This window comes from Capnocytophaga sp. oral taxon 335 str. F0486 (assembly GCF_000277665.1).
GTDB classification, from domain to species: domain Bacteria; phylum Bacteroidota; class Bacteroidia; order Flavobacteriales; family Flavobacteriaceae; genus Capnocytophaga; species Capnocytophaga ochracea.
In genome coordinates this window covers 16,806-36,780 of sequence record NZ_AKFR01000031.1, presented here as the reverse complement: position 1 = coordinate 36,780, position 19,975 = coordinate 16,806, and the positions used below count along the sequence as shown (strand labels likewise).

Sequence of the window (19,975 nt, the reverse complement as noted above, 5' to 3'; positions counted from 1 at the left end):
AATATTTTTAGGATAGTCTCATTTCTTTTTTTACTTTTTTCTCTAGTCCTTTGCCCACTTCTTTACTACCGTGGTAAGGGACAGGATAGGTTTTATCACCTTTTTGATAGATATAATGACTGCCAGAAACTCTTATCAATATCCAATCATTTTCAGTAATAAGTCGGTGCAATTCACTTGATTTCATAATATAGTTCATTGGTGCTTAATATTGCAAAGGTATATATTTATATACTTGTGCGCAAATATTTTAATAAATATTTTGCGACATCAGCTTTGCATACGAAATTAACACATTTATTCATTACCTGAAAAACGTCAAAGTCCCATTCTCTCTAAATGCACCAAACGGCACTTCAAAACCTTCTATTTTCTTACCATTGAGCTGTACGTACTCTACTAAGTTGTTATCCGAATTGCGAGCCACACTCTTTATTAAAAACTTCTTGCCCTCAGGCAGTTGCAAGCTCACTGTTTTAAACAGTGGATTACCGAGTATGTAGTTATCACTGGCAGGGGTAACAGGGTAAAAGCCTAAGGCTGAAAATACATACCAAGCCGAGGTCTGTCCGTTATCCTCATCACCGCAATAACCGTCGGGCGTAGGGGTATAGAGTTTCTCCATCACTTCCCGTAGTTTAGCTTGTGCTTTTTGGGGTTTACCAGCGTAGTTATATAGGTAGATAAGGTGCTGTATGGGCTGATTGCCGTGCGCGTAGTTCCCCATATTTATGAGTTGCATCTCGCGTATTTCGTGTATGGTAAAACCGTAGTACGAATCGTCAAACAGCGGTGGCATCTCAAACACTTCATCTATCTTCTTTTCAAAAGCCTCTTTGCCTCCCATTAGCTGTATAAGTCCTTCAATATCCTGAAATACCGACCACGTGTAGTGCAAACTGTTCCCTTCGGTAAACGCATCGCCCCATTTCAGCGGATTAAATGGCGACTGGAACTTACCGTCCTTATTCTTGCCTCGCATCCACTTAGTTTCGGGATCAAACACATTCTTGTAGCGTTTCGATTGTTCGTAATACTGTTTAACAACTTCCGCCTTACCCATCTTTTCTGCCATACGAGCAATGCAATAATCGGCGTAAGCATACTCCAATGTGCGGGCTACATTCTCGTTAATCTTCACATCATAAGGCACATACCCCAAACTATTGTAGTAATTCACCCCCTCACGTCCTACCGATTTCACTGGTCTGCCATCGTTTTGGGTAGCGTTCTTCAGCATCGCTTCTAAAAGAATTTCAGCGTCAGCCTCGTCTATATTCCCTTTCAGATAAGCATCAGCAATGATAGAAGCCGAGTTCGACCCTATCATACAATCCCTATGACCCGGACTTGCCCATTCGGGTAACCAGCCCGATTCTTTATAAGCGTTCACCAATCCCTTCATCATCTGTTGATTCATCTCAGGATACAACAGGTTGAAAAGCGGAAATACTGCCCGGAAAGTGTCCCAAAAACCGTTGTCAGTAAACATATACCCCTTTTCCACCTTGCCGTTATACGGACTGTAATGCACCATTTCACCTTCTTTGTTGTATTCGTAGAAGGTGCGTGGGAAGAGCAGTGTACGGTACAAACAGGAGTAGAAAGTGCGCAAATGGTCTATATTCTCATCTTCCACTTGTATTTTGCCTAGTTCACTCTCCCAAAGGGTAAGTGCTTTTTGTTTCGTCTGTTCAAAAGTGTCATTACCCAGTTCCGTTTGCAAGTTCAATAGGGCTTGCTTAGGCGAAATAAACGACGAAGCTACTCTTACGGTTACTTGTTCACCTTTTTTCGTGCGGAAACCTATCACTGCCCCTGTGTGTTTGCCCTTGCTTTCAGCATTTTTTGTCAGCTTAAAGCCGTCGCTCCACGTCTGTACACTCTCAAAATCCTTGTCGAAAGTAAGCACAAAGTAATTGTGAAAATTCTCAGGTACTCCCCCACTGTTGTTGCGGGCATAGCCTATAATTTTGCGTTCTTTGGGCAACACTTGCACCATCGAGCCTTTAAAATAAGCATCTAAAACCAAATAAGCCTTATCGCTCTCAGGGAAAGTAATGCGGAACTGTGCTGCTCTACTGGTAGGCGTAATTTCCACCGATGTATCATAATCGGCTAAATACACTTTGTAGTAGTGAGGCTGAGCCGTTTCTGCCTTATGAGAGAACCACGAAGCGCGTTCTTCTTCTTTAATTTTCAAGTCACCCACTACCGGCATCAGTGCAAAAGCCCCATAGTCATTAATCCACGGACTCGGTTGGTGGGTTTGCTTAAAGCCCACAAGCTTATCAGCGTGATATTGATATGCCCAGCCGTCGCCCATTTTGCCCGTTTGGGGTGTCCAGAAGTGCATACCCCAAGGCACCGCAATAGCAGGGTAAGTATTTCCATTCGATAAACTAAACTTCGAGTCCGTACCCATCAGTGGGTTTACATACTCAGTGTAAGAGGTTTCGGGCACTGCCGAAGTAGTATCCTGTTTAGTTTCTTCTTTTGAAGTGTTTGCCTGCTTGTTACAAGCCATCATCAAACACAAAAACACAAAGTATAATATCTTTTTCATCTTAATAATTACAATTTTCATTCAATTAGATATTATTTTATAATATGAGTCAAGGATTAAAAATTAATAAGATATGGTCTATAAAGAGTTATGATAACCGTCATATATCCCCTCTTTACCTTCACTTTTCCCGTCACCACACTCCCCTTTTCCTTCATACTTCCCCCTAGTGCCTACGGCCTAAGGCCTATCACCTCTTCCTCTTTCTTTCGCCTCGAAACCCCGTTTTTAATATTTTTAATGCTGTTGTATTATAGTATGAATCAACCACTTATACACCCTTCCTATACCAATCGTCCAAGATTCGTATAAGCTTCCTATAAGCTCTCTATAAGCTAACCCCACCCTTCTTACAGCCTTTTTTCACCAAAATCCCTCTCTTCCTTCTTCCGAACTTCTTCGATATCTTCCGGATATTCCTAACACTCCCAACTCATCGCTTTTTCATCTCAAACTTTGCCAAAGTTAATAGCCCGTGCGGCTCGCACCTCATTTCCTCATTTGCTAATTTCCTCATTTTCTCATTTTCCAACTCTTATTGCATTCTCTTAAACCTATTATGCGTCCACAGGTAAAACTCTGGTTTGTCGTAAATCTGCCTGTTGATACGTTCAAAAAACATATCCGTAATCTGAAAATCCACGTATTCAGTAGGATTTTCCGCCAATACTTCAAAGGTAGTTTGGTAATAACCGCGCTTTACTTTTTCTATTTTAGCAAATACAATCACCGTATTGAGTGCCTTTCCCAAGCGTTCCGCCCCTGTAAATACAGGCACATTAAGCCCTAAAAACGGACGCCGATAATTCTTATTATTATTAGGAATCTGGTCAGAAGCAAAACCATAGCAATACACCCCGTGCGCATCTTTGTGTTTTTTCATTTCTCTATGCGCCGTATAGCGAGGCAAAAGGTAACTGTGGTGTTTCATTCGTATTTTTTGTAACAATCTGTCAAAATACTTATTGCTCAGCGGAGTATAAAGCGCATACGACTTGTGTTCAAGAAAATAAGCCAAAGACAACAACCACTCATAACTCGCATAATGACTGCACATAATGAGGATATTACGCTCCTCTCCTTCATACTTTTCGAGCACTTCAAGATTAGGATACACCATACGCTTCTTCATCTCTTTTTCACTCATTCCGTATGATTTCACCATTTCTAATAAAGTATCACAAAAGTGATGGTAAAATTTGCGTTCTATCGTTCTAAGTTCCGCTTCTGTTTTAAAAGGAAAAGCCGTATGGAGGTTCTTGCGTACCACTTTCACCCTGTATTTCAATAGAGTATAAAGTATAAAATAAAAGAAATCCGATACTCCGTAAAGAAGCCAAAAAGGCAATCGCGAAATCCCCCAAACAATAGGATAAGCAATAATATAAATTAATAAATTCATTCTGTCCCTAATTTTGTGGCAAAGTTAATAATTTAATATTATCCAAAAAAGTAAATCTGTGATTTTTGTATTTTCTCAAGGAAGGAAGTTCGTAGCAAACTTTACCAAAGTTTTAAATTGCTTGTCGTGCTACAACTTGCCTGTCGTGCTACGGACCTTTGGCAAATCTAATTATCCTAATAATAAGTTCTTTTCAGTACGTGTAGGGGCTAATGGCAATTAGCCCTTACATTATTACCAATTAAAAAGCGCAACACCCCTTGAGGTATTGCGCTTTTTTAGTTTATAAAGAAAATTTACTTTCTTTTATAGATATAAACAGTAGTTTCTGTAACACTACTACTTTTGTTGAAATCTTCAAAAGTAAGAGTAAGTTTGTTGTTGGTTATAGAAAAAGTAGCTTCATCAGCTTCTCCTATTCTATCTCCTTTTTCTGTTAAAACAATCTGTTTTCCAGTAATAGTGTAAGTACCCTCCTCCTGACTTTCTTTACATTGATTGTTTGTAGGATTGATGTCATAAGAAACTAAAGAATATTTGTTGTCAGCAGTGAAAGTGTAAGTATTTTTCTTCTCACATTCATCAAGAACTTTCTCAACACCATTTTCTGTTTCACTTTCAATAATCCAACTTCCTACTAAGCTATTGTTTGTTTGATTATTTGTTTTATCGTCCGATTTTCCACACGATGTTACAAAAATTGCTACGGCTACTAAAGCCATTTTAAAAAGTTTTTTCATTTGCTATATTGTTTTATTAATTAAACAGCGCAAAAGTACGAATTTACATCTCTTCTTCTGTTAAATTATCGTTAAATTTTACTTAACATTCCTATTTTAGCAATTACAAATTAGACACTTTTTTACCTTTTACCTTTTACCTTTTACCTAAAAAACGTCTTTGGCACGAAATTCGCTATACATAGTTCATAAAATACTATACACTTATGAAAAAGTTATTATTACTTTGCTTAGGGGTTTTAACCTCAGTAAGCTGGGCTCAAGAAGTAGGCTCAGCAGGTCGTTTGTTGCAAAACGAATACCACCCAAACAAACAAGCGCGCGCTGTCATTGGACGTGGTGGTATCTCAGTAAATATCGATTGGGAATACGACTATAACGGCGGTTATGCCGAAGTCTTTATTCGCATTCCTGAACGCGACCGCTTTACAGTGAGTATAGGCGACCAAGAAATCACTAGTACTACTGGTATGTACCGCTTCTTCGACGTAACAGCTAACCCTCAACCACTCAGTATCTGGCAAGGACGTACACTCATTTATCGAGTAACTATCAATCCCCGTAACAACACCCGTATGATAATGGACTTCTTTTCACGCGAAGGACTCTATTTGTTAGACGAAATTAGCTTGAACAACAATCAGCCCTCCTATCACGGTCGTCAATGGAATGATGTGTGGAATCGCTCATACGGTGGAGGCTATGGAGGTGCTCCTATGATGCGTCAAGGTGATTTTAATAACTTCTTTAAGATGTACAAGGACGAAACTTTCGATAAAGATAAGCTGGCTTTCTTCCGTGCCCAAAAGAATATCGTATCGTTTACCACTGAGCAAATAGGTGAACTGATGGAAGAACTTTCTTTTGACGATAATAAATTCATCATCGCACAAGAAGCCTATCCTAATGTAGTCGACCCTCAAAACTATTACCAGTTGCAAGCCAAATTCACTTTCCCATCTGGTAAAAAGAAACTATCAGAGTTCCTACAATCAGTGCGCAGATAACAAACGTTATAGTAGTATAACAAAAAACTATCACCGTGAGGTTTTGTATTTTTAATAAAGTTTGTATCTTTGCCTCAAATTTAATTACAATATAAAAACATTTTAGTATGGCATTAGAAATAACAGATGGAAATTTTGAAGACTTGGTGCTTAAAAGTACCCAGCCTGTATTAGTAGACTTTTGGGCAGTGTGGTGCGGTCCTTGCCGTATGCTCGCTCCCGTTATAGAAGAAATATCTAAAGAATACGAAGGTAGAGTAGTAGTAGGCAAAGTAGATGTGGATAACAACCAAGAATTTGCTGCTAAATATGGCATTCGCAATATCCCTACCGTATTGGTATTTCAAAATGGAGAGGTAGTAGGTCGCCAAGTGGGAGTAGCTCCTAAAAAGACTTACACCGATGCATTAGACGGATTATTGTCTTAATTGCTTGTCGTGTTAGAACAAAAAAGGCTATCAACAACTTATTGTAATTGTTGATAGCCCTTTTTGTATTGTCTTCTTTAAGGCTAAAACGCTTCTCTTACTTTCTGCACAAGCGCTTTAAACTCTTCATCAGTAAGTTTTACTTTGTGTTGGAAAGTCATTTCCTTCATCTCGCTGATAGGAATGAGGTGCACGTGTACGTGAGGCACTTCAAGACCTACAACTGCTACGCCTATACGCTCGCAAGGCACTACCTTTTCAAGAGCTTTGGCTACACGTTTTGAGAAAGCCATCAAGCGCAGATAATGGTCGTCATCCATATCAAAAATATAGCTGATTTCTTGTTTAGGCACACAGAGGGTATGCCCTTTGGCATTAGGGTTAATATCGAAAAAAGCGATAAACTCATCGTCTTCTGCTACTTTGTAGCAAGGAATTTCCCCATTGATAATTTTTGTAAAAATACTCATAATTTTAATTGTTAATTCTCAATTGTTTATCTACTTATTTCTAAAATCTCCAATTTAAGAGTGCCATTAGGTACCTTAATCTCAGCTATTTCACCTACTGATTTGCCCAAGAGTCCTTTGCCAATAGGCGAACTTACCGATATTTTCCCTGCTTTTAGGTCGGCTTCACTTTCTGCTACAAGGGTATAAGTAATCTCCATCTTGTTAGCCAGATTTTTCAACTTTACGGTAGAGAGCACAAGCACTTTGCTCACATCAAGTTGTGATTCATCGATAATGCGAGCATTAGCTACCAATTCTTCGAGTTTGGCAATCTTCATTTCCAATAAACCTTGTGCTTCTTTAGCAGCGTCGTACTCAGCGTTTTCTGAAAGGTCTCCTTTGTCACGTGCCTCAGCAATAGCTTGAGAAGCACGAGGGCGCTCCACATCTTTCAGCTGATTGAGCTCATCACGAAGCTTTTTCAGCCCTTCAGCAGTGTAATATGATACTTTCTTCATAATATCCTTTTAATGTTGTTATGTTTATATAAAAATAAAAAATCCTCAAATAGTCTCTCTGAGGATTTCTGCGGGCAAAGGTAATACTTTTTTTTAAACTGACAAACTTTTTATAACAAAGTAGTACGCTTTTCTTCTTTTGATATCAAATATAAAATCACCAATATCAATTAACATAGGTTTTGTATAAGCTACCTCTTATCTAAAAAATACCCCTACCCTAAAACAACAAATCTTGGCACACTTTTGGTATCAATTCAGTGAGGATTTTGAAAAAAATAACTATATATTTGTTGCATTTCAATATTTTTAATAACTTTGTCCCCTTGCTAAATCTAAGTTAAAAAACACTCAACAATAATATGACACTTAAAAAATATACATTGGGAACTCTTTTTTGTTTTTTAATCGGTAGTTTATCCGTTGAAGCGCAGAGCTCGTTCTCCAAAGATACCATCAATCAAACTATTGCTAACAACAAACGCGAAGCTCTTCGCAAACTAAACGACAACCCTAAAGCAAGAAAATACGATGAAAAATGGCTAAAAGAACTCTCTAATTCTGATTTATTCGAGCAAATGAGTGAAGATATTGCTGCTACCCCCACCGATGTAACCTACGACGAACTTCCTACTGAAGTCCTCAAAAAACGATTAGAGAAACTTAACCAGAAAACTCCTTTCAATGTAGAGTATAATCCTATCTTGGAACAGGTAATCAAGTCGTTTCTCAAAAATCGCCGTTCTTCTTTAGAGCGCCTAATGACTCTTAGTGATTATTATTTCCCGATGTTTGAACAAGAGATGAGTAATCAAAAGATTCCTTTGGAGATGAAGTATTTAGCCATTATCGAGTCGGCTCTAAACCCTAAGGCTCGTTCGCGTGCAGGGGCTACAGGCTTATGGCAGTTTATGTACAGTACAGGTAAAGGTTATGGCTTAGAAGTAAATAACTATGTTGATGAGCGTAGCGACCCCATTCGCTCTACCAAAGCAGCTGCAAAATATCTAAATGAACTCTATAAAATATTTGGTGACTGGGATTTAACACTCGCCGCTTACAATTCAGGACCAGGTAATGTAACCAAAGCCATTCGCCGTTCCAATGGCAAGACTAACTATTGGAATTTGCGCCCTTATCTTCCCAGAGAAACCGCTGGATATGTACCGGCTTTCTTGGCAACTCTCTATATTTTTGAATATGCCAAAGAACACGGCTTCAAACCTCAAAAGCGCGCTAATCACGTTTTTGAAACCGATACTGTCCGCGTAAAGCAAGCTATATCTTTTAAAGACATTTCCGATATTACAGGTATGGACGTAAAAGATATTCAGTTTTTTAACCCTTCCTATCAATTAGATGTTGTCCCTTATGTTGAAGGTCGTAACTACGCCGTGCGCTTACCTATTTCCGAGATAGGTAAGTTTGTAGCCAACGAAGAGGCTATCTATGCTTACCTTAATGAAGAGAAAGCAAACCGTGAGCAACCTCTCCCTCAAGTAGTAAAAGGCGACCAATATGCAGGAGGCAGATCTTCTAAGAAAACAGTCTACACGGTAAAGAAAGGAGATAATTTAGGAAAGATTGCTACACGGCACGGAGTAACAGTTTCTAATCTCAAACGTTGGAATCGTATCAAGGGCAGTAATATTCGTGTAGGACAACGGCTCTCTATCTACAAGTAACGGCTAACAAGCACAAAACATACGCATAATGAGGAGAACTACCTTATTAAAGCTCATCGGAATTTTTTCGGCTGTACGAGGTTATAATATAATGATAGTATGCCTCGCCCAATATTTAGCTGCTATCTTTGTGCTTTCGCATAAACCTTGGCGTGAGGTAATTTTTGACGATTCTTTACTGATGCTCGTCATTGCAGGAGCCTTGGCTATCGCAGGGGGCTATATTATCAATGGTTTTTACGACAAAGAAAAAGACCTTATCAATAAACCTACCAAAACAATGATAGACCATCTAGTAAGTCAAAATACTAAACTCACTCTTTACTTTTTGCTCAACTTCCTTTCAGTAATTGTAGCCAGTTATGTATCATTCAGAGCAGTGATTTTCTTCTCAGGATATATCTTCACAATGTGGCTCTATTCCCACCGTATCAAGAAGTTACTGTTTTTTGGCAACCTCACTTCGGCAGTACTGGCTATTATTCCCTTTTTTGCTATCTTTGTGTATTACCGCAACTTCGAGGCGATAATTTTCGTACACGCCCTACTCATCTTTCTGCTTATCCTTATCAAGGAGTTTATTAAAGATTTACAAAATATCAAAGGAGATTTAGCTCATAACTACGCTACTATACCCGTAGTATATGGAGAGTCCTTCTCCAAAAAGCTCATTACCCTAAGCGTCGTGTTGTGTGCCTTACCTATTTACGTATTGCTCAATTACTTTCCCATAGGGAATTTAACCTATTTCCTATGGTTTATGCTTATATATTTATATATTTTTGTATGTCTTCTTTGGCGAAGTAAAGACCAAAAGCATTATGCTTTGCTCCATAATATGCTTAAATTGATATTAGTAGCAGGCATATTCAGCGTAGCTCTTACTGTAAAATAATCTCAGCTCAATGTAACGATTTATTAATATTCAAACACTTTTGCGGTTACACTACTTTACCAAAGTAATCCCTTTGGATAGTTACTTCTCTCTTACATCAAACTCTCGCTAAAATAACAAAAAGAGCTGTCTTAATAAGACAGCTCTTTCCGCATTTATTATTTGAAAAAGGAGAGTTTACTTTTTAGCGGTAACTACTTTCAGCATATCGCAAGCTTTCTTCTCACCGTTATCACAAGCTTGTTCAAACCAATCGGCAGCTCTACTATCCGATTGTTCTATGCCTTCACCGTGATAATAGCAGTGTCCTAAACGGAATTGCGCAGGAGCATAATCCTTACGTGCAGATAATTTGTAGTAATTAGCGGCTTTCTCATACGAACGGTCTATACCATTCCCATTGTAGTAACAGTTAGCTAAGTTGTATTGTCCTTGAGCGTAATCACGTTGTGCCGACTTTTGGAAGTTAGCCAATGCCTGACCAAAATTTTGCTTCTCAAAATAATAAGAACCTAACTCATTAAGTGCTTCCACATTGTTCTGTTCAGCTGCTTTAGCAAGCCAATGTATCCCTTTGGTTTCATTGAGGTGTTTCATAGGTGTTTTCGGAGCGTTTTGTGCTACGGCAGGTCGTGTACTTGCTCTCACAGCATATTGCTGTTTAGCAGAAGAAATGCTCTTGCCTCCTCTTTGTCTGCGAAGTAACTCAGCACGTGCTTCGGCTTCAGGACTATTAGGCTCTATATTGTGTGATGAGGTAACAGCAACAGTAGGCGTAGCGGTAGCTGCTGGCTTTTTAGGTGTTGGTTTAGGAGCTGGAGTTGCCGGTTGTGGCTTCACATCGGGTACCATTGTCATATAGTATTTCCCTAAGCTGAATTGAGTAGAAGCATCTCCTTTCTTAGCCACTCTCTCTGCCCAATAAACTGCTTTCTCATCGTTCTTATCTGGATTCTTTACTTCAAAATAATACTCCATCAAACGTTTTTGTGCAGTGGTATTATCTTGTTGTTTGGCTAATTTTTCATAGAGAGGAAAGGCTTTATCATTTTGTTTACTTGTCCCTTTAGCATAGAAATAACCATCAGCTACTGCCAATATCACTTCCGGACTCTCTTTTGGGTCATTCTTTTCAACTATTTTATTAAGCCAATCAAAAGCGTATTTATTAGAAAGCCCAGCAGCTTTTACTGCCCACTTGCTGGCTTCTCTCATCGATTTCTTCACTCCTTTACCTTCGGCATAGCATTGTGAAAGATTGTATAACACATCGGCATACGCTTCTTCTTGTCCTTGATAGAAGTAATCTAACATTTCCTTTTGTGGAGTAGGTGTTTGTTTAGAAGCCTTAGTATAATATTCAAAGGCTCGTTCGAACGATTGATTGGTATATTTCCCATTGAAGTATAAATCACCTAATTTCTTAAGCGCTAAAAGATGATTAGCCGCAGCTGCTTTCTCGAGGTAGTCAAAGCCCTTTTTCACGTCTAACTGTCCCTCTTGCAAAAGCATATTTCCTAAGTTGTATTGCGCTGTTACATCACCTGCTTCAGCAGCTTTTTGGAAGAACTCTAAGGCTTGTGCGTTTGAGGGGTGTGCTCCTATTCCCACTGCATAACATACACCTAAATTATTTTGTGCTTTAGGAGTAGGATTGGTATTTACTGATTTGAGTATCCAACTGAAAGCATCTTTCGGGGAAGCATTGGTGCCTATACCATTGTAAAAGCAAAGTGCCAACTGTGCTTGTGCTGCTGCATTGCCTTTGTTAGCGGCTTGGGTATAGTAATTAATCGCTTTCTTGTAGTATTTCCCTATAAGCGGACTGTTGCCATAGAAGTAAAAGTTTCCTAATTGGTACATTGCTTCAGCATCGCCTCCTTTGGCTGCTTTTTCAAGCATTTCAATAGCTTTAGCTTCCGATTTTTCTACGCCTTTACCTTCTAAGTAAGCATCGGCAAGCATTCTTTGCGCTTCGGTATTACCTTTGTTAGCCACTTGGGTTAAACGCTTTATAGCTTCTGGGTTTGATGCATTGACTTCATATGTCCAAGAAGCTAATAGCAATTCCGCTTCGGAGTTGCCGTTCTTTGAGGCTTGTTCTGCCCAATACTTAGCCTTATTCACATCTTTAGTAACACCTTCTCCTGAGTGGTACGCCTTAGCAAGGTCTAACTGCACTTCAGAGTTCTCTTTCTCAGCGTGCTTCTCTATAAGTCTATAATACTTCTCTTTCGATTGCTCTACGCCTTTGCCATCGCGGTAACATAGTGCCAACTCACGTTGTGCTTCGGGGTTCCCCGCATCGGCTACTTTGGTGAGCCATTCTACTCCTTTTTGTGGTGATTTTGGTACACCTTTACCGTTAAAATAGCATTGTGCCAACTGGTATTGTGCATTCAAATCACCTGTCTCGGCTACTTTTTCAAGCCATACTACGGCTTCCTGATAAGAGCGCCTTACGCCCTTTCCTTTAAAATAAGCATCAGCTAATTCAGTTTGTGCTTGTACATCTCCCTTCTCGGCAAGTTTGATGAGTTTTTTTACATTCGCATCTTGCCCATACGATAATGTTGCAAGAAAAATAGAGACTGCTAAAAACAAGTTTTTCATAGTATATTTGTTTATTTTTGATTACTTACGCTTTGAGGCGACAAATATACGTAAAAAAAATAAACTAACTACACATTTATTTCTTTTTTTTCAAATTTGTGTCATTTTTAAGATTATTAAAACCATCGAGCTCGGCTACCAAAGAACCTACACGCAACGAGGCTTTTAGCTTCACAGGCACTTTATTCTTGTCGTCAGTAATCCACATCGTGATGCTTTCTTCTTCCTTAAACACGCGCCCATCTTGTACTAATGGACAGAACTTTAAGGTATTAACCGTACCAAAATGTGTCTTTACTTTTTCGCGACCTAATAGTTTTAGTTTGAACTTGTATACCTCGTCATCATCAAAAATCATATCCATAGATATCTGCCCCCCTACTTTCATATTTTCGATATTAGGGTGATGACGAAGTGCATAGAACGCTGATATTACATCTTGTAAACCTGGCTGAAAGTTTATTTCGGTAATATTGCCGTTTTCTACATTATTTATTTTTACCTTATTGCTGGTATGATTAAAATACATTTTGAGGTATTTAGTGTATCCTCCTTCGTAAATATTTCTTATAAAAAGTCGTGGTTTACCATCTGTTATGCCAAAATAACTCTCATAAGTATCATCTACTTTGAAAAATATACGTGCCAAACCAGTAGTGGCACCTTTACCCACTGCGTGAAACACCTTTTCGCCGTTATACATCTCTTCATTAACTGCCATTGTAGCAATGCTGGCGTTAAATACACCATATTTTACTTTAAAACGCAACCATTCTCCTCCTTTGAAAGGTAGTTCAGCAGTTTGAGCCCCTACTATGGGGCTTACTAATAACGAGAAAAAGATAATAACAATACTTAAATGTTTCATATATTAACGTGTTAATCTGTCAATAAGACAATAAATTAATGTGCCAAAGAGCAATTAACGTGCCACTTTTCAACAGCCTTGTGACTTCCATCTCATTTTTTTATGTTACATTTGCCCGATTTTTTAGAAGTTATTCGTGTTATGATAGCGTTAATCAATAGTATTTCAATATATAACACTAATTATAAATCCCTTCGTGGATTGTCCCCTTTCGAGGGTTTGGGGGCTTCCGCGTAATCCGTGAGAGACTTTAAAAACTCTTTATCAAAGTCTCTTAGGCTTTTACAAAATCCGTGACGCAAAAACAATTGAAAAATAAAATTTTACATATCCTTTTCTTAACAAAGCAAAAACTCCGCCACCACCCTATCAAAACAGCGATAGCAGTGCTATGCTTTGTGTGGTATGCTTTCTGCCTGCCTCGTCAGCTCTTCCCACAACCTTATGCCACGGTGTTGGAAAGCAACGAGGGTAAATTACTTGGGGCTAAGATTGCGGACGACGGACAATGGCGCTTCCCCGAAGTAGACAGTGTGCCCTACCGCTTTAAAATGTCGGTATTGCAGTTCGAAGATGCTCATTTTTATTACCATTGGGGGGTAAATCCCATATCGGTAGCCAAGGCTCTCTATCGCAATGTGAGTAGTGGTAAAGTAAAGCGCGGGGGCAGTACGCTCACCCAGCAGGTGATACGCATCGCTCGTGAGCACCAACAGCGCACTTATTTTGAGAAACTCATCGAAATGATATGGGCTACCCGTTTGGAATTCCGTTATTCTAAGGAGAGTATTCTCAAACTCTACGCCTCTCACGCGCCCTTTGGTGGCAACGTTGTGGGACTCGATATGGCAGCCTGGCGTTACTTTGGTGTCGCTCCTCATCAGCTCTCGTGGGCACAATCGGCTACATTGGCAGTCCTCCCTAATGCACCCAGCCTTATCTTTCCTGGTAAAAACCAAGAACGTCTCTTGCAGAAACGCAATGCGTTGCTTTACAAACTCCTCCTTAAAAATATCATCGATAAAGAAACATACGATTTGGCACTTTTAGAACCTCTTCCTGCTGAACCTCACCCCATTCCGCAACTCGCGCCTCACCTACTTATTTTTGCTTCCAAAACCCAAGAAGGTGAGCGCATTAGCTCTACGGTGTCGCTAAACTTGCAAGAGAAAGTAAACAGCCTTGTAGCAGGTTATTACACCCACTACTCGCAATCCGAGATCTATAATATGGCAGCTTTGGTAGTAGAAGTGAAAACACGAAAAGTGCTCGCCTACGTAGGCAATACCCCTACCGATACCGACCATCAAAAAGATGTGGATATCGTGCACGCACCTCGCAGTACGGGCAGTGTGCTCAAACCTTTTCTCTATGCAGCAATGTTGCACGAGGGAGAACTCTTGCCCACCCAGTTAGTACCCGATGTTCCTACTCAAATAGGAGGCTATTCACCTCAGAATTTTAGCAATAGTTTTGAAGGTGCTGTCTCTGCCGATATGGCTTTAGCCAAATCGCTAAACATTCCGTTTGTATGGCTCTTAAAGCAGTTTACTACCTATCGTTTCTACGATGTCTTACAACACTTGCAACTGAAAAACATCAACCGCCACCCCGACCATTATGGTCTTTCCATTATACTCGGAGGTGCCGAGAGTAATCTGTGGGATTTAGCTCAGGCGTATACCAATCTGGCTTCGGAAACGGAAGTCTTTGCGCGTACTCAGCACTATCGTACTAAGGAATTTCAGCACTTGCGTTATACCGATACTGCCCCCTTAGATTTCGGAAAAAACACTCGCGAACTACCTACACTCAGGGCGGGAGCGCTCTACAAGATGTTCAGTGCAATGAAGGAAGTGAACCGCCCTACCGATGATATAGCGTGGCGCTACTACGAGTCGTCGCGCAAGATAGCGTGGAAAACGGGTACCAGCTTTGGCAATAAAGATGCGTGGGCGATTGGTGCTACGCCTCAATATGTGGTGGCGGTGTGGGTAGGCAATGCCACAGGTGAAGGACGTCCCACCCTCACAGGGGCTAGCTATGCCGCTCCGGTGATGTTCAGTATCTTCAACGCCCTCCCTCCTACTTCGTGGTTTTCAGAACCCTTAGACGACCTGCGCGAGGTTTCCGTCTGTGCCAATTCTGGTTTCCTTGCCAAACCCGAATGCCCTAAGCAAAAGGTGCTCAGCAATCTCGCTCCTAAGGAAGTGGGGCAATGCCCTTATCATAAGCTCGTACACCTCGACCGTGACGAGCAGTACCAAGTAAACACCTCTTGCGAATCTCCACAAAACATTGTAAACAAAGCGTGGTTCGTGTTACCTCCCGTAATGGAATGGTATTACAAACAGCAACATATTCACTACAAGCCACTCCCCCCCCTACGTCCCGATTGCACACAAGGCAATCTGCAAAGGGGCTTGGATTTCGTTTACCCCAAACACCAAAGCGTACTCTACACCACTAAAACTTTTGGAGGCGAGCAACAACCCTTTACAGCGAAGGCTGCCAATCGCGAAGGCAAGGTTTTTTGGTATTTAGACGATGCTTTTCTCGGCACTACTGAAACCTTTCACGAGATGAATATTTTTGCCTCCAAAGGCAATCACATCCTGCGTATCATCAACGAAAAAGGCGAAGAAAGAGCCATTACCATAATATGCCGATAACCCAATTTACTAATTTTCTAATTTGCTAATTTATCAATTTACCAATTTATATCCGTCTTTCCTTAATTGCCCGTTCTCCTACAACCTTTGGCAAAGTTAAATACATTTAACCTTTCCGTCCCTAATTCCCCCTTTGAAGATAACCAGCAACAGATTTTCATCACATTCCCTTCGTCATTCATCTCTCGTTCACTCATCATTACTTTCTCCTTTTCCGTCACTACACTCCCCCTCTCCTTCGGAGAGGGACGGGGTGAGGATTCTCTTTCTTTCGCCTCGAAACCCCGTTTTTAACATTTTTAGCGTTGTTGTATTATATTATGAATCAACTTTTTACATACCCTTTCTATACCAATCGTCCAAGATTCGTATAAGCTTCCTATAAGCTCTCTATAAGCTAACCCCACCCTCCTTACACCCTTTTTTCACCAAAAAACCTCTCAACTCTCTTCCGAACTTCTCCGTTTCCTTCCGAATCTTCCTAACAGTCTCAATACATAGCTTTTTCATCTCAAACTTTGCCAAAGTTTGAAACTTTGGCAAAGTTAATCTTCTTTAGTTCAAGCTTGTAACTCGCACCCCATTTTCTAATTCTCTCATTTGCTAATTTGCTAATTTTCTCCTACTTTTGTCGCTCCTAATAGTTAATTTAATATCAGTATTAAAGTAATAAGCCTTGTCAATGTACGATTCTTTAAAAAACCATTTTCAGCAAGCCCTTCCTTTTACCGACGAAGAACTTAGCGCGGTAGACAGCTTTTTTGAAGAGCGCATCTTTGCTAAAAAAGCAATGCTTTTAGAAGCCCCTCAGCCTTGTAAACATCTCTTTTTTATTGTCAAAGGCTGTGTGCGTCACTTTCATACCAAAGACGACGGCACCGAAAAGACCTGTGATATTTCGCTTGAAAATCAATGGACGACCGCCTTTATGAGTTTTAATAACGGTACCCCTTCCAATCTGTCGTTGCAAGCCTTAGACGAGACCACCGTTTATAGTATCAGTAAAGAACAGCTCTTTGCCCTTTATGCCCTGCATCACAACTTTGAGACTTTCGGCAGGCTGATGGCGGAACAAATCTTACAGCGCGCCACCGATACCGCTATGTACCTTGCTGCCGATAAACCCGAAGAGCGCTTTCAGCATCTGTTGCACTCACGCCCTGAACTCTTTCAGCGAGTACCGCAGAAGTACATTGCCAATCTACTGGGTATCAGTCCCGAAAGTTTAAGCCGATTGCAAAAACGTATGCACACTAAAAAATCTTAACTTAAGTCAACGAGTGAGGAGCTCATTGCGCCGTACCTTTGCCCCAAATTTAAAAAAGAACGCGTAATGAAAACACTCAACGATTATCAAATCGCCTTAGACGATGTAATGGAATTCATCGACAACGACCTTTTACAAGCCAAACTTCCTGAAGTAGAAGCTGATTACAAGGCAAACCCTTCCTTACTGAACAAAGTGCGCTTAGGGATTATTTATCACGAAGTAGCCTTAAATTTAGGCTTTTTTAGCAAGCAGTACAAAGGCTATGCGCAAAAGAGTCTCACGATTTTATCAGAATGCGAAGCCAACTCCGAAACACCTGAGGCGTTACAGCCTTTTATCCTTTCTTACGAGGCTTCGGCAATGGCTTTGGTAGCTGGCGAAACTTTCAAGCTCTCACTTATCGGCAAAAGTTTTAAGCTCTTTGAAACGGCTATTAAAAAGTATGGAGCGGTACACTATCTTCCTGAATTTATGCGCGGTAGCGTAGCCGAGAACCTACCTTGGTTTTATTTCAGTAAGCGCGCTTTAGCCAAAATCGACTTTGAAAATATTATCCACAAGGAGGCTCAAAATCCAGAGTATGCTTCGTGGAAGATAATGAGTTTTGTGTATTGGGCGTGGGCAAAGCAACACCCTCAGCGCAAATACCGCCCGCAAGCCCTTGCCTATCTACAAAAAGCCATAGAGCTTGACCCTCATTATTTAGCAGGACGCAAACGCTCGGAAGAACTTCTTTCTCAATTCACAATTGACAATTAAGAATGAAGAATCACACACTTTGCCAAAGTTAATTGCCCGTCGTGCTACGACTGCCTATGCGACTCGCACCTTTGGCAAAGCTAATCTCCTCTATTTCAGTCTTGTAATTCGCACCCCATTTGCTAATTTTCTAATTCTCTCATTTTCTAACTTGCTAATTCTCTAATTATTTGTACTTTTGCATTACTCAATCGACAATTTGAACTAATGATTACACAATTACAAGGAAAACTCGTAGAAAAGAACCCTACTCACGTAGTAATCGACTGCCACGGGGTGGGCTATTTCGTAAATATCAGTCTGAATAGTTATTCAGCGCTACCCGAAGGCGAAGCCATTAAGCTATACACTTATCTGCAAATAAAAGAAGATGCCCATACACTCTATGGTTTCCTCACCAAAGCCGAACGCGAAGTGTTTGTATTGCTTCTTTCGGTATCGGGAGTAGGTGCTAGCACTGCTCGTACGATGCTCTCAGCACTTACCGCTGCACAAGTACGCAATGCTATCATCAATGGCGATGTAGCTACTATTCAAGCGGTAAAAGGCATAGGTGCTAAAACAGCCCAACGTGTAGTACTCGACCTCAAAGACAAGATGCTCAAGCTTCAAGACTTTGAAGAGGTGCCGATGAACGCCGTAAGCACCCACAAAGAAGAAGCGCTTGCCGCCTTAGAAGTATTGGGCTTTATGCGCAAACAAGCCGAAAAGGTAGTCGATATCATTATCAAATCGAGTAGCGAAGAGCTTTCAGTAGAAGAAATTATCAAGCAAGCCCTCAAACGCTTGTAAATTTAACAGTAAAAACTATGAATACAACCATTCTCAAAGTAGACAATAGCAGTGAAATGGCTTTAGCTTTTTTGGAATATGTAAAGTCTTTGCCATTTGTAAAAGTAGAAGTGCCTAAGAGCAAGAAAGAAACATCAGCTTCCTCTATGGAAATATTAGAAGAAGATGAAGACGGTATTCCTATTGCACATCGCGATTTTATAATGGAACTATCACAAGATGTAAAAAAAGGTTTTGCCAAACGATATTTCAAGACTATGAAGAAAAAATATGCTGAAAAATGATAGTAATAACTGATAGCAATATATTTTTTAGCGCACTTATTTCTCCTGATGGAGTCGTGGCAAAAATTCTTAACGAAAAGAAAAAGATACAATTCTTAGTGCCGGAATATTTATTAGATGAAGTAGAAGAACACTTGCCTCGACTCTCAAAGTTTTTGAATAAAACAAAGAAAGAGGTTAAAAAGGAGTTGGCTAATCTTTTAGAAGGGGTAAAAATCCTTTCAATGAAAAATATTTCAAAAGTGAATGACAGAAAAGCTCAGGAGATAGTAGCTGATATAGATATTGACGATGCTCCTTTTATAGCCTTTCATTTGCAATATAAACACAAAATATGGTCGGGTGATAAGCAACTCAGAAAAGGACTTACTGCAAAAGGGTATGGACATTTTTTTGTAACACTCGAGGAACTCAAACAAAGAATTTACAAAAAGTAACACTTTTTACCGCAATTTCGTCATTCGTAATTTGTCATTCGTAATTATTTTCGTATCTTTGCCCGCTAATTGATTGGTAAAATGAAATATATCTTATATATACTCCTGGCTTTCACTGCTATAAGTTGTGGTATCTACAACTTTACAGGAGGAAGTACAGGCGATGCAAAGACTTTTCAAGTAAACTTCTTTCGCAACGATGCTCCCTTGGTAGAACCTGGCCTCGACCGCGATTTTACCATCGCCCTACAAGATTTGATTAACAACCAAACCAACCTCAGCCTTACCGACCGCAATGGCGACCTTGTGTACGAAGGCGAAATCGTAGAGTTTAACATTACCCCTATGACGGCTACCGCAGGACAAACCGCTGCCCAAAACCGTGTAACCATAGGCGTAAATGTGCGCTTTACTAATCATAAAGAAGATAAAAAAGACTTTGAAAAACGCTTTTCTTTTTACTATGATTATCCTGCTGCTACACAATTTAACTCAGTAAAAGGCGAAGCTATCCCACAGATATTCGAGCGTATCACCCAAGATATTTTCAACGCCTCATTGGCTGATTGGTAACAATCAGGTAAAGA

At 40.1% G+C, this 19,975-nt stretch carries 19 protein-coding genes; 11 read left to right on the top strand and 8 right to left on the bottom strand.

The features are described 5' to 3' along the window. Positions 1–7: 7 nt before the first annotated feature. The 4 genes from HMPREF1320_RS06395 to HMPREF1320_RS06380 form a co-directional block, all read right to left on the bottom strand. Entirely contained in the window at positions 8–187 is a 180-nt protein-coding gene (locus HMPREF1320_RS06395) for a type II toxin-antitoxin system HicA family toxin (RefSeq protein WP_009410104.1), read from the bottom strand. Positions 188–304: 117 nt separating this feature from the next. Then, the gene (locus HMPREF1320_RS06390) at positions 305–2,587 is read right to left on the bottom strand and encodes a GH92 family glycosyl hydrolase (RefSeq protein ID WP_009418053.1); all 2,283 of its coding nucleotides are present in this window, start codon (positions 2,585–2,587) and stop codon (positions 305–307) included. A gap of 514 nt (positions 2,588–3,101) precedes the next feature. After that, on the bottom strand, positions 3,102–3,968 hold the full coding sequence (locus tag HMPREF1320_RS06385; RefSeq protein WP_009417961.1) for a lysophospholipid acyltransferase family protein: 867 nt from the start codon (positions 3,966–3,968) through the stop codon (positions 3,102–3,104). 296 nt (positions 3,969–4,264) lie between these two features. Continuing rightward, entirely contained in the window at positions 4,265–4,708 is a 444-nt protein-coding gene (locus HMPREF1320_RS06380; protein WP_009413403.1) for a lipocalin family protein, read from the bottom strand. A gap of 206 nt (positions 4,709–4,914) precedes the next feature. Here HMPREF1320_RS06380 and HMPREF1320_RS06375 point away from each other — a divergent pair, with 206 nt between their 5' ends. Both HMPREF1320_RS06375 and trxA read left to right on the top strand, forming a co-directional pair. After that, positions 4,915–5,715: a DUF4476 domain-containing protein gene (locus HMPREF1320_RS06375; protein ID WP_009417940.1), complete on the top strand. Its 801-nt coding sequence runs from the start codon at positions 4,915–4,917 to the stop codon at positions 5,713–5,715. Positions 5,716–5,822: 107 nt separating this feature from the next. Next, positions 5,823–6,143, top strand: coding sequence for a thioredoxin (gene trxA, locus HMPREF1320_RS06370; RefSeq protein WP_009418004.1), 321 nt, complete (start codon positions 5,823–5,825; stop codon positions 6,141–6,143). A gap of 83 nt (positions 6,144–6,226) precedes the next feature. Here the strand turns inward: trxA and HMPREF1320_RS06365 are convergent, their stop codons facing one another. Next, entirely contained in the window at positions 6,227–6,613 is a 387-nt protein-coding gene (locus HMPREF1320_RS06365) for an HIT family protein (protein ID WP_009418029.1), read from the bottom strand. A gap of 26 nt (positions 6,614–6,639) precedes the next feature. After that, positions 6,640–7,113 (bottom strand): transcription elongation factor GreA, encoded by a 474-nt coding sequence (gene greA, locus HMPREF1320_RS06360; protein ID WP_002673366.1) that lies wholly within the window; start codon positions 7,111–7,113, stop codon positions 6,640–6,642. A 362-nt stretch (positions 7,114–7,475) separates the two neighbouring features. Here greA and HMPREF1320_RS06355 point away from each other — a divergent pair, with 362 nt between their 5' ends. Further along, the gene (locus tag HMPREF1320_RS06355; RefSeq protein ID WP_009417954.1) at positions 7,476–8,798 is read left to right on the top strand and encodes a lytic transglycosylase domain-containing protein; all 1,323 of its coding nucleotides are present in this window, start codon (positions 7,476–7,478) and stop codon (positions 8,796–8,798) included. Positions 8,799–8,826: 28 nt separating this feature from the next. Then, entirely contained in the window at positions 8,827–9,693 is an 867-nt protein-coding gene (locus tag HMPREF1320_RS06350; protein WP_034554291.1) for a geranylgeranylglycerol-phosphate geranylgeranyltransferase, read from the top strand. 177 nt (positions 9,694–9,870) lie between these two features. Here the strand turns inward: HMPREF1320_RS06350 and HMPREF1320_RS06345 are convergent, their stop codons facing one another. Both HMPREF1320_RS06345 and HMPREF1320_RS06340 read right to left on the bottom strand, forming a co-directional pair. Next, positions 9,871–12,306: a tetratricopeptide repeat protein gene (locus HMPREF1320_RS06345; protein WP_009418110.1), complete on the bottom strand. Its 2,436-nt coding sequence runs from the start codon at positions 12,304–12,306 to the stop codon at positions 9,871–9,873. A 76-nt stretch (positions 12,307–12,382) separates the two neighbouring features. Continuing rightward, entirely contained in the window at positions 12,383–13,174 is a 792-nt protein-coding gene (locus tag HMPREF1320_RS06340; RefSeq protein ID WP_002673370.1) for a DUF3108 domain-containing protein, read from the bottom strand. Positions 13,175–13,467: 293 nt separating this feature from the next. On the opposite strand from HMPREF1320_RS06340, the gene pbpC reads away from it, so the two are divergent. The 7 genes from pbpC (at position 13,468) to HMPREF1320_RS06300 (ending at position 19,961) form a co-directional block, all read left to right on the top strand. Further along, on the top strand, positions 13,468–15,846 hold the full coding sequence (pbpC, locus tag HMPREF1320_RS06335) for a penicillin-binding protein 1C (RefSeq protein WP_009418055.1): 2,379 nt from the start codon (positions 13,468–13,470) through the stop codon (positions 15,844–15,846). 682 nt (positions 15,847–16,528) lie between these two features. Beyond that, on the top strand, positions 16,529–17,113 hold the full coding sequence (locus HMPREF1320_RS06325) for a Crp/Fnr family transcriptional regulator (RefSeq protein WP_002673382.1): 585 nt from the start codon (positions 16,529–16,531) through the stop codon (positions 17,111–17,113). Positions 17,114–17,179: 66 nt separating this feature from the next. Continuing rightward, on the top strand, positions 17,180–17,875 hold the full coding sequence (locus tag HMPREF1320_RS06320; protein WP_009417968.1) for a hypothetical protein: 696 nt from the start codon (positions 17,180–17,182) through the stop codon (positions 17,873–17,875). 207 nt (positions 17,876–18,082) lie between these two features. Continuing rightward, complete coding sequence (gene ruvA / locus HMPREF1320_RS06315) at positions 18,083–18,667, top strand: Holliday junction branch migration protein RuvA (RefSeq protein ID WP_009418087.1); 585 nt, start codon at positions 18,083–18,085, stop codon at positions 18,665–18,667. Between the two features lie 17 nt (positions 18,668–18,684). Beyond that, positions 18,685–18,951: a hypothetical protein gene (locus HMPREF1320_RS06310; protein ID WP_009410085.1), complete on the top strand. Its 267-nt coding sequence runs from the start codon at positions 18,685–18,687 to the stop codon at positions 18,949–18,951. After that, a complete protein-coding gene (locus HMPREF1320_RS06305; RefSeq protein ID WP_009417973.1) occupies positions 18,948–19,388 on the top strand; it encodes a PIN domain-containing protein in 441 nt (146 codons plus the stop codon). Before HMPREF1320_RS06310 ends, HMPREF1320_RS06305 begins: the two co-directional genes overlap by 4 nt. An 81-nt stretch (positions 19,389–19,469) precedes the next feature. Beyond that, a complete protein-coding gene (locus HMPREF1320_RS06300; RefSeq protein WP_009419020.1) occupies positions 19,470–19,961 on the top strand; it encodes an LptE family protein in 492 nt (163 codons plus the stop codon). Positions 19,962–19,975 lie beyond the last annotated feature (14 nt).